Origin of the sequence: Cupriavidus basilensis, from assembly GCF_000832305.1 — a bacterium.
GTDB lineage: Bacteria > Pseudomonadota > Gammaproteobacteria > Burkholderiales > Burkholderiaceae > Cupriavidus > Cupriavidus basilensis_F.
The window spans coordinates 3,089,912-3,102,078 of the sequence record NZ_CP010536.1 but is presented as its reverse complement, the minus strand read 5'-3'; the positions used below and the strand labels follow the sequence as shown (position 1 = coordinate 3,102,078).

Below are 12,167 nucleotides of genomic sequence, written 5' to 3'. Positions count from 1 at the left end.
GGGGCGTTTTGGTATCGGGGTCCGGTTGCCCGGCCGGCGCGGTTTATCCGCCGCGCCCGGGGCCTGGGCATATCCGGCATTACGGAGCCGGCCCGGCGCTTGCGCACCTCCTGCAACGCCGGCTTCTCCAGCTTCAAAGTTATGGGGCTTCCCGCATGAACGAGTTCCTTCCACAGTTTACCCAGCAACTGGTCAATGGCCTGACGCTGGGTGCGATCTATGCGCTGATCGCCATTGGCTACACCATGGTCTACGGCATCATCGGCATGATCAATTTTGCCCACGGCGAGATCTACATGATCGGCGCCTACGTGGGCCTGGTGACGCTCACCGCCATCGGCGCGAGCGCGGGCTATCCGCTGCCGCTGGTGCTGGGCGCCGCCTTGCTGGTGTCCGTCCTGGTCACCGGTTTGTATGGTTTCGCCGTGGAGCGGGTAGCGTACCGCCCCTTGCGCGGCGGACCGCGGCTGGTGCCGCTGATCTCCGCCATCGGCATGTCGATTTTCCTGCAGAACTATGTGCAGATCGGGCAGGGCGCGCGCGACATGTCCGTGCCGGTGCTGATCTCCGGCGCCATCGAGTTCCAGATGGGCAGCGATTTCACCGTGACCGTACCGTACTCGCGCCTGCTGATCGTCGGCGTCACGCTGGTGCTGATGCTCGCGCTGACGCTGTTCATCGGCCACTCGCGCATGGGCCGCGCCTGCCGTGCCTGCGCCGAGGACATGCGCATGGCCAACCTGCTCGGCATCGACACCAACCGCGTGATCTCCTTCACCTTCGTGCTGGGCGCGATGCTGGCGGCGGTGGGCGGCGTGCTGATCGGCCTGACCATCGGCAAGCTCAACCCGTATATCGGCTTCGTGGCGGGCATCAAGGCCTTCACCGCGGCCGTGCTGGGCGGCATCGGCAGCATCCCGGGCGCCATGCTCGGTGGCGTGCTGCTGGGCCTGGCCGAGACCTTTGCTTCCGGCTATATGCCTGCCGAGTACAAGGACGTGGTGGCGTTCGGCCTGCTGGTGCTGATCCTGCTGTTCCGCCCGACCGGGCTGCTGGGCAAGCCTGACGTTGAAAAGGTGTGAGGACGCTATGACACAAGCTATTTCTACGCCAATCGGCATGACGCAGGGCGCGCCGGCAGGGCAGACCCTGAAGAACGCCATCGTCGCGGCCGTGATGACGGCCATCCTGACCATTCCCGTGCTGGGGCTGCAGTTGAAGCTCGACGGCTACAAGGTCGTGCTCGAGCCGCACTGGCAGCCGGTGTGGCTGGCAGTGGGCGCGGTCTTCCTGTTCCAGCTCTTCAAGCCGCTGTTCCAGCGCGCCACGGCCGGCATCAAGGTGCCGAGCCTGCCCGCGCTGGGCGCGACCCAGCAGCGCAAGGTGATCTGGCTGCTGCTGGCGGTTGGCCTGGTGTTCCCGTTCTTCAGTTCGCGCGGCGCGGTGGACGTGGCCACGCTGGCGCTGATCTACGTGATCCTGGGCCTCGGCCTGAACATCGTGGTGGGCTATGCCGGCCTGCTCGACCTGGGCTACGTCGGCTTCTACGCGGTCGGCGGCTACACCTACGCGCTGCTCAACCAGTACTTCGGCCTGACCTTCTGGGAGTGCCTGCCGATCGCTGCCGGCATGTCGGCGCTGTTTGGCTTCGTGCTGGGTTTTCCGGTGCTGAGGCTGCGCGGCGACTACCTGGCCATCGTCACGCTGGGCTTCGGCGAAATCATTCGCCTGCTGCTCAACAACCTGACCAGCCTCACTGGTGGACCGGATGGCGTGTCGGGCATCCCGAAGCCGACCGTGTTCGGCATCGAGATGGCGCGCAGCGCTAGCGTGGAAGGCGTCAAGACCTTTCATGAGTTGCTGGGCTGGGACTACAGCGGAGAGCACATGGTGATCTTCCTCTACCTGCTGGCGCTGCTGCTGGTGGGCTTCACGCTGTTCGTCACCAGCCGGCTGATCCGCATGCCGATGGGGCGCGCGTGGGAAGCGCTGCGCGAGGATGAGATCGCCTGCCGCTCACTCGGCCTGAACCCGACCCGCATCAAGCTGTCGGCATTCACGCTGGGCGCGGCGTTTGCCGGCCTGGGCGGCGCCTTCTTCGCCGCGCGCCAGGGCCTGGTCAATCCCGAATCGTTCACCTTTATCGAGTCCGCGCTGATCCTGGCGGTGGTGGTGCTGGGCGGCATGGGTTCGCAGCTGGGCGTGATCCTGGCCGCCATCCTGCTGACGGCGTTGCCGGAAATGGCGCGCGGCTTCGCCGAATACCGCATGCTGATTTTCGGCCTGGTGATGGTGCTGATGATGATGTGGCGTCCGCAGGGCCTGCTGCCCGCGAGCCGCCCCCACGTGGAGTTGCCGCAATGAGCCAAGTTCAATCAGCGGAACTGCTGAAAGTCTCCGGTCTGCAGATGCGCTTCGGCGGCCTGCTGGCGGTCGACGGCATCGATTTCGATGTGCGCCGCGACGAGGTCTTCGCCATCATCGGCCCCAACGGCGCGGGCAAGACCACCGTGTTCAACTGCGTGGGCGGCTTCTACAAGCCCACCGCCGGCGAGGTCATGCTGGACGGGCATTCCATCGCCCGCCTGCCGAGCCACCAGGTGGCTCGCCGCGGGCTGGTGCGCACCTTCCAGAACATCCGCTTGTTCAAGCAGTTGACGGTGGTGGAGAACCTGCTGGTGGCGCAACACTTGCAGGTGCGCTCCGGCCTGTTGCGCGGGCTGTTCGCCACGCCGGCCTATCGCCGCGCCGAGCGCGAGGCGCTGGAGCGCGCCGCGCTGTGGCTCGAGCGCATGGGTCTGCGTGGCGTGGCCAACCGCGAAGCGGGCACGCTGTCGTATGGCCACCAGCGCCGGCTGGAAATCGCGCGCTGCATGATCACCAATCCGCGCCTGCTGATGCTCGACGAGCCGGCTGCCGGCCTCAACCCGCAGGAAAAGGTCGAGCTGTCGCAGCTGATTGACCAGTTGCGGCGCGAGCACAAGATCTCGGTGCTGCTGATCGAGCATGACATGAGCCTGGTGATGGGCGTGTCCGACCGCATCCTGGTGATGGAACACGGCCGCCCGATCCTGGTCGGCAAACCGGCCGAAGTGCGCAACGACCCGCGCGTGATCAAGGCTTACCTGGGAGAGGACTGATGCTGAAGCTGGAACAAGTCCATACCCATTACGGCGCGATCGAAGCGCTGTCTGGCGTATCGATTGAGGTGAACAAGGGCGAGATCGTCACGCTGATCGGCAGCAACGGCGCTGGCAAGACCACGCTGATGATGACCGTGTGCGGCTCGCCGCGCGCCTCGAGCGGGCGCGTGATGTTTGAAGGGCAGGACATCACGCGCCGTCCCACGCACGAGATCATGCGCCTCGGCATGGCGATCTCGCCGGAGGGGCGGCGCGTGTTTCCCAGCCTGACGGTGCTGGACAACCTGAAGATGGGCGCCTTCTTCGGCAAGCGCGACGAGATCGAGGCGGGCGTCGAGCACGTCTACAAGCTCTTCCCACGGCTCAAGCAGCGCTCCACGCAACGCGCCGGCACCATGTCCGGCGGCGAGCAGCAGATGCTGGCCATCGGCCGCGCGCTGATGAGCCGGCCCCGCCTGCTGTTGCTGGACGAGCCGACGCTCGGCCTGGCACCGCTGGTGATCGCGCAGATCTTCGACATCATCCGGACCATTCGTGACGAGGGCGTCACAGTGTTCCTGGTCGAGCAGAACGCCAACAAGGCGCTGGGCGTGGCGGATCGCGGCTATGTGCTGGAGACGGGGCGCGTGGTGCTGGCGGACACCGGCGCCAATCTGCTGGCCAACGACCGCATCAAGAGCGCTTACCTGGGCGGTTGAGTCCGGATTTTCTCCCGCTCACCCGCCTGGCGGGCGAGCGGGAGAAGACCCCCGCCATTCCCCCTTTTCGCCATCGGCGAAATCCCCCTTTCGCCAATCACATTACATTTGCGCCGCCGCGCAGGCCGGCCACGGCCCGGTCGCGCGCTATCGCTGTGGCATAATCGATTGCGAAGTCAAGCATCGCAGCAAGCCGCATTTCGTTGCCCGCATTCCTGCGAAAAATCCCCCAAACTACCGCGCGACGCCGCCAACCGTGCTGTACCAAACGGTCCCGGCCCGCCCCCCCTGCATCATGGCCAAGACGCTTTACGACAAACTTTGGGATGACCACACCGTGCACGTCGAGGATGACGGCACCACGATGCTGTACATCGATCGCCATCTGCTGCACGAAGTCACCAGCCCGCAGGCGTTCGAAGGCCTGAAGCTGGCGCAGCGCCCGGTCTGGCGCATCAGCGCCAACCTGGCGGTGTCGGACCACAACGTGCCGACCACGGATCGTAGCCAGGGCATCGCCGATCCGGTGTCGAAGCTGCAGGTGGATACACTGGACAACAACTGCGACGCGTACGGTATCACCCAGTTCAAGATGAACGACCTGCGCCAGGGCATCGTGCACGTGATCGGGCCGGAGCAGGGCGCCACGCTGCCGGGCATGACGGTGGTCTGCGGCGATTCGCATACCAGCACGCACGGCGCGTTTGGCGCGCTGGCGCACGGCATCGGCACCTCCGAGGTGGAGCACGTGCTGGCTACGCAGACGTTGCTGGGCAAGAAGGCCAAGAACATGCTGGTGCGCGTGGAAGGCAAGCTGCCGCGCGGATGCACCGCCAAGGACATCGTGCTGGCCGTGATCGGCAAGATCGGCACCGCGGGCGGCACTGGCTACACCATCGAGTTCGCTGGCTCGGCCATTCGCGACCTGAGCATGGAAGGGCGCATGACGGTGTGCAACATGGCCATCGAAGCGGGCGCGCGCGCTGGCCTGGTGGCGGTGGACGATGTCACGCTCGAGTACGTCAAGGGCCGCCCGTTCTCGCCGCAGGGCGTGGAGTGGGAGCAGGCCGTGGGCTACTGGCGCACGCTGCATTCGGACGCCGGTGCGCATTTCGACCAGGTGGTCGAGCTGCGCGCGGAAGACGTCCGTCCGCAGGTGACCTGGGGCACCTCGCCCGAGATGGTGGTCAGCATCGAGGACCGCGTGCCGGATCCCGAGAAGGAAAAAGACCCGAACAAGCGCAACGCCATGGAGCGCGCGCTCGAGTACATGGGCCTGCAGCCCAATGTGCCAGTGGACAGCATCAAGATCGACAAGGTCTTTATCGGTTCCTGCACCAACTCCCGCATCGAAGACATGCGCGCTGCTGCGTGGGTCGTGCAGAAGCTGGGGCGGCGCGTGGCTTCCAACGTGAAGCTGGCGATGGTGGTGCCGGGATCGGGCCTGGTCAAGGAACAAGCCGAGCGTGAAGGGCTGGACAAGGTCTTCAAGGCTGCAGGTTTTGAGTGGCGCGAGCCGGGCTGCTCGATGTGCCTGGCCATGAACGCCGACCGCCTGGAGGCGGGCGAGCGCTGCGCGTCGACTTCGAACCGCAACTTCGAAGGGCGCCAGGGCGCCGGTGGCCGGACTCACCTGGTGAGCCCGGCGATGGCCGCCGCGGCTGCCATCGAAGGCCACTTCGTCGATATCCGCCAGCTCAGCTGATTCGCGCAGGCTCATCATGAAACAAGCCCTGATTGTGTTGCTCGCATGCCTGGGCATGCTGCAACTGGCCGGCTGCCATACGATGGCCGGCCTTGGCAAGGACACACAGGCCGCAGGCCGCTCGCTCGAAAGCGCGGCAAGGAAGTAAGGAACCGACCATGGATAAGTTCACTGTACACAGCGGGCTCACGGTGCCGCTGGACCGCGAGAACGTCGACACCGACGCCATCATCCCGAAGCAATTCCTCAAGTCGATCAAGCGCACCGGCTTCGGGCCGAACCTGTTCGACGAATGGCGCTACAAGGATGTGGGCCAGCCCGGGCAAGACAACAGCCGCCGCCCGCTGAACCCGGACTTCGTGCTCAATCAACCGCGCTACCAGGGCGGCTCGATCCTGCTGGCCCGCCGCAACTTCGGCTGCGGCAGCTCGCGCGAGCACGCACCCTGGGCGCTGACGCAATATGGCTTCCGCGCCGTGATCGCGCCGAGCTTTGCCGACATCTTCTTCAACAACTGCTACAAGAACGGCCTGCTGCCGGTGGTGTTGACCGAGTTGCAGGTCGACCACATCTTCAACGAGACCAATGCGTTCAACGGCTACAAGCTGACCATCGATCTCGACAAGCAACTGGTGGTCACGCCGGGCGGCAACAGCTACCCGTTCGACATCGCGCCGTTCCGCAAGTACTGCATGCTCAACGGCTTTGACGATATCGGCCTGTCCCTGCGCCATGCCGACAAGATCAAGGCATATGAGGCAGAGCGCGTGGCCAGGATGCCGTGGTTGAACAACCGCGTGGTCGGCTGAGACCGGTTGGTACGCTGAGACAAAACAAGGAAGACAAAGCATGAAAATCGCAGTCCTGCCGGGTGACGGCATCGGTCCCGAGATCATCGCGGAGGCCGTCAAGGTCTTGAACGCGCTCGACGAAAAATTCGAGATGGAAACCGCCCCGGTGGGCGGCGCCGGCTACGAGGCCAGCGGCCATCCGCTGCCCGACGCCACCCTCAAGCTGGCCCAGGAAGCCGACGCCATCCTGTTCGGCGCCGTGGGCGACTGGAAGTACGACAAGCTGGATCGCCCGCTGCGTCCCGAGCAGGCCATCCTCGGCCTGCGCAAGCACCTGCAGCTGTTCGCCAACTTCCGTCCGGCGATCTGCTATCCGGAACTGACCGGTGCGTCCAGCCTGAAGCCCGAACTGGTGGCCGGCCTGGACATCCTGATCGTGCGCGAGCTCAACGGCGACATCTACTTTGGCCAGCCGCGCGGCATGCGCGAAGCCCCGGACGGTCCGTTCAAGGGCGCCCGCGAAGGCTTCGACACCATGCGCTACAGCGAGCCGGAAATCCGCCGCATCGCCCACGTGGCCTTCCAGGCCGCGGCCAAGCGCGGCAAGAAGCTGTGCAGCGTGGACAAGGCCAACGTGCTCGAGACTTTCCAGTTCTGGAAGGACGTCGTGATCGACGTGCACAAGGAATACCCGGAAGTCGAGCTGTCGCACATGTACGTGGACAACGCGGCCATGCAGCTGATCAAGGCGCCCAAGAGCTTCGACGTGATCGTCACCGGCAACATGTTCGGCGACATCCTGTCGGACGAGGCCGCCATGCTGACCGGCTCGATCGGCATGCTGCCGTCGGCTTCGCTGGACGCCAACAACAAGGGCCTGTACGAACCGTCGCACGGCTCCGCTCCAGATATCGCCGGCAAGGGCGTGGCCAATCCGCTGGCCACCATCCTGTCGGCGGCGATGATGCTGCGTTTCTCGCTGAACCGCGCCGAGCAGGCCGACCGCATCGAGAACGCCGTCAAGAAGGTGCTGGCCCAGGGCTACCGCACCGGCGACATCCTGACGCCGGGCTGCAAGCAAGTCGGCACGCGTGAAATGGGCGCGGCCGTGCTCGCGGCACTGTAAGCCGCATCAAAGTTGAAAAGGCGCCGCATGCGGCGCCTTTTCTTTCATTTGTCCCCGATTTCCCCCGTGTGGCAGCGCCACAAAATCGTGTAGACTTTGCGAATGGTCCGAATCTTCCAGTCCCCCTCGACTGCCATCGCCGCCCCGGTTGCTACCCGCAGCCCGGTTGGCCTGGGTTCGCACGGCCACCCGCTTACCGCAACGACGATTAAAACCATTACTACCAAAACGATCGGCTAGATCGTTCGTCGTGCCTGCTCGTCTTCCCCGCGCAGTCACGTCGGGCGAGGAAAGCGCGGGGAAGTTCAAATCACATCCGAGGTTAGTCATGATTGTAGGTCTCGTCGGCTGGCGAGGAATGGTCGGCAGCGTCCTGATGCAACGCATGCAGGAAGAGCGCGATTTCGACCATATCGAGCCCGTATTCTTCAGCACGTCCAACGCTGGCGGCCAGGCTCCGGCCATGGCCAAGAATGAAACCAAGCTCAAGGACGCGAACGACATCGAAGCGCTGAAGAAGTGCGACGTTGTCCTCACCGCACAGGGCGGTGACTACACCAACGAGATTTTCCCGCAGCTGCGCGCAGCTGGCTGGAAGGGCTACTGGATCGACGCGGCGTCCTCGCTGCGGATGAAGGACGATGCCATCATCGTGCTGGATCCGGTCAACCTTGGTGTCATCAAGGACGCGCTGGCGAAGGGCGTCAAGAATTTCATCGGCGGCAACTGCACGGTCAGCTGCATGATGATGGGCCTGGGCGGCCTGTTCCAGCACGACCTGATCGACTGGATGACGTCCATGACCTACCAGGCTGCCTCGGGCGGTGGCGCGCAGCACATGCGCGAGCTGCTGACGCAGTTCGGCACGCTCAACGCGTCGGTCAAGTCGCTGCTGGATAACCCGGCATCGGCCATCCTGGAAATCGACCGCACCATCCTGGCAACCCAGCACGGCCTGTCCGCCGACGAAACCAAGCAGTTCGGCGTGCCGCTCGCTGGCAACCTGATTCCCTGGATCGACAAGGATCTGGGCAACGGCGTGTCGAAGGAAGAATGGAAGGCCGGCGCCGAGACCAACAAGATCCTGGGTCGCGGCGAAGGCTTCCTGGGCGCGACCGGCGCCGCGCCGATCGCCGTGGACGGCCTGTGCGTGCGCATTGGCGCCATGCGCTGCCATTCGCAGGCGCTGACCATCAAGCTGCGCCGCGACGTGCCGCTCGATGAGATCGAAGCCATGCTGGCCGAGAACAACCAGTGGGCCAAGGTGGTGCCGAATACCCGTGAGGCCAGCATGACCGACCTCACGCCGGCCGCCGTGACCGGCACGCTGACCATTCCGGTGGGGCGCCTGCGCAAGATGCAGATGGGTGGGGAATACCTCTCGGCCTTCACCGTTGGCGACCAGCTGTTGTGGGGCGCCGCCGAGCCCCTGCGTCGTATGCTGCGCATCCTGATCGAAGCCTGAGCCAGGGACTTGCTCCCAAGGAGCGCTTGAGTCATGTCTTAGTCCATGTCTTGAGGCTCCGCGCAAGGCCTCCGCGGTTCCGTTGCAGCCAGGCAACAGAAACCACGGGCTTTGATAACAACGCCGCGCCTGTGCGCGGCGTTGTCACGCCCAGCCGCCTATTTTTCCCGGCGTTGCGTCACAATACAGGCGGCATATGCCGGGCTGCGGGGCGGTCATCCGCACGCCCGTACGAGTTGGCGCGGGGCTCAGTCAGGACGCTAACTTGCTGCGCTAAACCATTGATGTTAAGTTAATTTCACTACTAGAACACAACGGAGCACAAGGTGAGTGTGAGCCAACATCGCCGGAAAGATGCGCCTACCGCCCGCCAGCGCTGGTCAACGCTGGCCTTCACGGCACTCGGTTTGCTGCTCGCGCAGCCAGCCGCTTATGCCGCGGGGTTCGGGCAATTACGGGTACAGTCGAATCTGGGTCAGCCGCTGCAAGCGGAAATTGATATTAGTGGCGTCAGTGCGGAAGAAGCGGACGGCCTGGCCGTCAAGCTGGCGTCGCCCGATGCGTATGCCAAGGCCGGCCTGACATATCTGCCCGCGGTCAGCAGCCTGCGGCTGCAGGTCGAGCGCCGGCCCAACGGGAGCTATGTGGCACGGGTCCGGTCAACCCAGCCGGTCAGCGAGCCTTTTGTCGACATCCTGGTCGACATGACATGGGCGAGCGGCAAGGTGTCGCGCGCGTACACCTTCCTGCTGGATCCGGCAGGGGCCAAGCCTTCCAACCAGACTTTCTCGCCTGCCACGGTAGTGCAGGCGGGCACGCCCGACGAATCCGGCGCCACCAGCCCGGCGGCGCCCGCGCCAAGCGCCGCACCCGTGCCCGCGCCGTCGGTGCAGGCCCCGACTCCCGCAGCAGCCAGCCCGGCGCCACGGCCCCAGGCCAAGGCGCCAGCGCCACGTCCGCACCGCGCCGCTACGCAGGCTGTCGCGGACGGCGCTGCCGCGGCTGGCGGTACCTACACCGTGCAGCGCGGCGACAACCTCTCCGCCATCGCCGGCGAGGCGTCGCAGGGACAGGATTCGGTATCCCTGGACCAGATGCTGGTCGCGCTTTATCGCAACAATCCGAACGCCTTCGTCGGCGGCAATATGAACCGCCTCAAGGCGGGTGCCGTGCTCAAGGTGCCTAGCCAGCAAGAAGCGCAATCGGTCACGCCCCGCGCGGCGCGCCGCGAAGTGGTGGCGCGCACGCAGGGCTTCGACGCTTACCGCAGCCGCCTGGCGACGGCGGCGGCGGGGCGCTCGGTCGAGGCCGGCAGTGGCCGCGAGCAGTCGGGCAACGTCACCGCGCGCGTGCAGGAACAGGCCGCACCGGCCGCCGGCCCACGCGACGAGCTCAAGCTCAGCAAGCCGGATCGTGGCAGCCAGGCTGCTGCCGCCGCGGCAACCGAAGCCAATATCGCCAAGGAACGGCAGCTCAAGGAAGCCGAGGCACGCCTCGCGCAGCTTGAGAAGAACGTGAACGACATGCAGCGGCTGGTCGAGCTGAAGAACGCCGAGATCGCCAAGCTGGCCCAGGTACAGAAGGGGGCGGGCAAGGACTCGGCCGCGGCCCCTGCAGCCCCGGCTGCTGCACCTGCCGTGGTTCCGGCTGAGGCCGCCAAGGCCGACGCAGCCGCACCGGCCCCGGCAACGGCCAGCGCCACGGCTGCGGCAGCGGCAGCGGCGGCGCCGCTCGCAGCATCCCCGGCGTCCGCGCCTGCGGCCCCCGCCGGCGCCAGTAGTGCCGGCGCGAATGCCGCGGACGCCACCGTTGCGGCTGCCGCCAAGCCTGCTGCCGCTTCCACGCCTGCCGCCAAGCGCCCGCCTGTCGTGACGCAGCCCGCGCCGGTGGCACAGCCGTCGTTTATCGAAGACCTGCTGGCCAATCCGATGCTGCTGCCAGGCGGCGGACTGTTGATTGCCCTGCTGGGCGGCTACGCGATCTATCGCCGGCGCCAGCAACAGAAGACCAGCGACGGCGCGGCCTTCGGGGACAGCATCCTGTCGCAGGAAAGCACCGTCATGGCCGGCGGCAATTCGCTGTTCGGCACCGCGGGCGGGCAGAGCGTGGACACCTCGCAGCACAGCGTGTTCGGCGCGGATTTCCGCATTGGCAACAATGCCGCGGAAGCCAACGAGGTCGATCCGATCGCCGAGGCCGACGTCTATATCGCCTACGGGCGCGATGTGCAGGCCGAGGAAATCCTGCGCGAAGCCCTGCAGCAAAACCCTGAGCGCCAGGCGATCCGTCTGAAGCTCATGGAGATTTACAACACTCGTCAGGATGTGGAAGGTTTTCGCGTGATTGCAGAAGAAATGTTCGCCCAGACCGGAGGACACGGGGCGGAGTGGACACAGGCAGCGGAGATGGGGCGTAGCCTCGATCCGAACAACGCCTTGTATTTGAGCGTGGCGCCCGATGTCGCGTCGGTTGACACCACCACGTTGCCGGCCGACCAGTGGCGCACCCACGATCCGTCACAAGACCTGGCGGCGGCACCGCGCGAAACCCCGCTGGCGGACCTGGCAGACTTTGCGCTGCCGCTGGATGGGTTCCCCGCGCCGGCAGCCGGTGCGCCGATCACCGCGCCCGAGTCCGCCTCGCGTGTGTTCGGCAATGGCGAGGCGGTGCCTTCGGCGCTAGCCGCGCGCCTGGACGATGGCCTTGGCCTGGATCTGCCGGAGACCCATGGCATCGGTGGTCATGACGGTCATGACGGTCATGGCGACATCCCGGCGCTGGATACGCCCACGCGTAGCCGTCCGCTCGACTTCGACATGTCCGGCATCTCGCTGGACCTCAGTCCGGCGGGCCATGCCGACGCGCGTGCCGACAGCCCGGCGCAAGCGCATGAAGAGACCCGTTCCTCGTTTGGCTCGTCCCTGCCGGCGCCGACCATGCTGCGCGATGGCAAGCTGTCCGAGCCAATCGATCTGTCCCGCGTGAGTGCGGAAAGCGGGCTCGACACGGCGCGCGGCATCTCGCCGAGCACGTTGTCGGCCGACTCTGCCGATGGTGGCCGCGACATGCAGATCAAGTTCGACCTGGCCCGCGCCTATATCGAGATCGGTGACAAGGAAGGCGCGCGGGAGTTGCTGCAGGAAGTGGTGGAGCAGTCGCAGGACCCGCTGCTGACTGAAGCCAAGACTTTGCTGCGGGACGTGGCCTGACAGGCAAGCTGTAGAATGGCGGGCTGTGCG

The 12,167-nt window shown here is 65.7% G+C and carries 11 protein-coding genes; 10 read left to right on the top strand and 1 reads right to left on the bottom strand.

Annotated elements, in window-relative coordinates:
- The first annotated feature begins 155 nt into the window (after positions 1-155).
- The 8 genes from livH to leuB all read left to right on the top strand — a co-directional run bounded on the left by livH (position 156) and on the right by leuB (position 7,463).
- Positions 156-1,082: a high-affinity branched-chain amino acid ABC transporter permease LivH gene (livH, locus tag RR42_RS14420; RefSeq protein ID WP_043348021.1), complete on the top strand. Its 927-nt coding sequence runs from the start codon at positions 156-158 to the stop codon at positions 1,080-1,082.
- Positions 1,083-1,089: 7 nt separating this feature from the next.
- On the top strand, positions 1,090-2,364 hold the full coding sequence (locus RR42_RS14415) for a high-affinity branched-chain amino acid ABC transporter permease LivM (RefSeq protein WP_043348016.1): 1,275 nt from the start codon (positions 1,090-1,092) through the stop codon (positions 2,362-2,364).
- Positions 2,361-3,140, top strand: a complete 780-nt coding sequence (gene livG / locus RR42_RS14410; protein WP_043348014.1) for a high-affinity branched-chain amino acid ABC transporter ATP-binding protein LivG — start codon at positions 2,361-2,363, stop codon at positions 3,138-3,140. Before RR42_RS14415 ends, livG begins: the two co-directional genes overlap by 4 nt.
- Positions 3,140-3,841, top strand: a complete 702-nt coding sequence (locus tag RR42_RS14405) for an ABC transporter ATP-binding protein (protein WP_043348012.1) — start codon at positions 3,140-3,142, stop codon at positions 3,839-3,841. The genes livG and RR42_RS14405 overlap by 1 nt, the downstream gene beginning before the upstream one ends.
- Positions 3,842-4,136: 295 nt before the next feature.
- The gene (gene leuC / locus RR42_RS14400; RefSeq protein WP_043348009.1) at positions 4,137-5,546 is read left to right on the top strand and encodes a 3-isopropylmalate dehydratase large subunit; all 1,410 of its coding nucleotides are present in this window, start codon (positions 4,137-4,139) and stop codon (positions 5,544-5,546) included.
- Between the two features lie 16 nt (positions 5,547-5,562).
- The gene (locus tag RR42_RS14395) at positions 5,563-5,694 is read left to right on the top strand and encodes an entericidin A/B family lipoprotein (protein ID WP_043348007.1); all 132 of its coding nucleotides are present in this window, start codon (positions 5,563-5,565) and stop codon (positions 5,692-5,694) included.
- 10 nt (positions 5,695-5,704) lie between these two features.
- Positions 5,705-6,355 (top strand): 3-isopropylmalate dehydratase small subunit, encoded by a 651-nt coding sequence (gene leuD / locus RR42_RS14390; RefSeq protein WP_043348005.1) that lies wholly within the window; start codon positions 5,705-5,707, stop codon positions 6,353-6,355.
- 40 nt (positions 6,356-6,395) lie between these two features.
- The gene (gene leuB / locus RR42_RS14385; protein ID WP_043348003.1) at positions 6,396-7,463 is read left to right on the top strand and encodes a 3-isopropylmalate dehydrogenase; all 1,068 of its coding nucleotides are present in this window, start codon (positions 6,396-6,398) and stop codon (positions 7,461-7,463) included.
- A gap of 6 nt (positions 7,464-7,469) precedes the next feature.
- Here the strand turns inward: leuB and RR42_RS39680 are convergent, their stop codons facing one another.
- A complete protein-coding gene (locus RR42_RS39680; protein WP_144409824.1) occupies positions 7,470-7,793 on the bottom strand; it encodes a hypothetical protein in 324 nt (107 codons plus the stop codon).
- On the opposite strand from RR42_RS39680, the gene asd reads away from it, so the two are divergent.
- Together asd and RR42_RS14375 are read left to right on the top strand one after the other, a co-directional pair.
- The gene (gene asd / locus RR42_RS14380; RefSeq protein ID WP_043348001.1) at positions 7,792-8,928 is read left to right on the top strand and encodes an aspartate-semialdehyde dehydrogenase; all 1,137 of its coding nucleotides are present in this window, start codon (positions 7,792-7,794) and stop codon (positions 8,926-8,928) included. The genes RR42_RS39680 and asd overlap by 2 nt on opposite strands.
- Positions 8,929-9,254: 326 nt before the next feature.
- Positions 9,255-12,137: a FimV/HubP family polar landmark protein gene (locus RR42_RS14375; protein WP_043347998.1), complete on the top strand. Its 2,883-nt coding sequence runs from the start codon at positions 9,255-9,257 to the stop codon at positions 12,135-12,137.
- The last annotated feature ends 30 nt before the right edge of the window (positions 12,138-12,167 follow it).

Excerpts from the sequence above, each read along its gene's own strand:
- livH (WP_043348021.1), top strand. The coding sequence starts at position 156 with ATGAACGAGTTCCTTCCACAGTTTACCCAGCAACTGGTCAATGGCCTG.
- RR42_RS14415 (WP_043348016.1), top strand. The coding sequence starts at position 1,090 with ATGACACAAGCTATTTCTACGCCAATCGGCATGACGCAGGGCGCGCCG.
- livG (WP_043348014.1), top strand. The coding sequence starts at position 2,361 with ATGAGCCAAGTTCAATCAGCGGAACTGCTGAAAGTCTCCGGTCTGCAG.
- RR42_RS14405 (WP_043348012.1), top strand. The coding sequence starts at position 3,140 with ATGCTGAAGCTGGAACAAGTCCATACCCATTACGGCGCGATCGAAGCG.
- leuC (WP_043348009.1), top strand. The coding sequence starts at position 4,137 with ATGGCCAAGACGCTTTACGACAAACTTTGGGATGACCACACCGTGCAC.
- RR42_RS14395 (WP_043348007.1), top strand. The coding sequence starts at position 5,563 with ATGAAACAAGCCCTGATTGTGTTGCTCGCATGCCTGGGCATGCTGCAA.
- leuD (WP_043348005.1), top strand. The coding sequence starts at position 5,705 with ATGGATAAGTTCACTGTACACAGCGGGCTCACGGTGCCGCTGGACCGC.
- leuB (WP_043348003.1), top strand. The coding sequence starts at position 6,396 with ATGAAAATCGCAGTCCTGCCGGGTGACGGCATCGGTCCCGAGATCATC.
- asd (WP_043348001.1), top strand. The coding sequence starts at position 7,792 with ATGATTGTAGGTCTCGTCGGCTGGCGAGGAATGGTCGGCAGCGTCCTG.
- RR42_RS39680 (WP_144409824.1), bottom strand. The coding sequence starts at position 7,793 with ATGACTAACCTCGGATGTGATTTGAACTTCCCCGCGCTTTCCTCGCCC.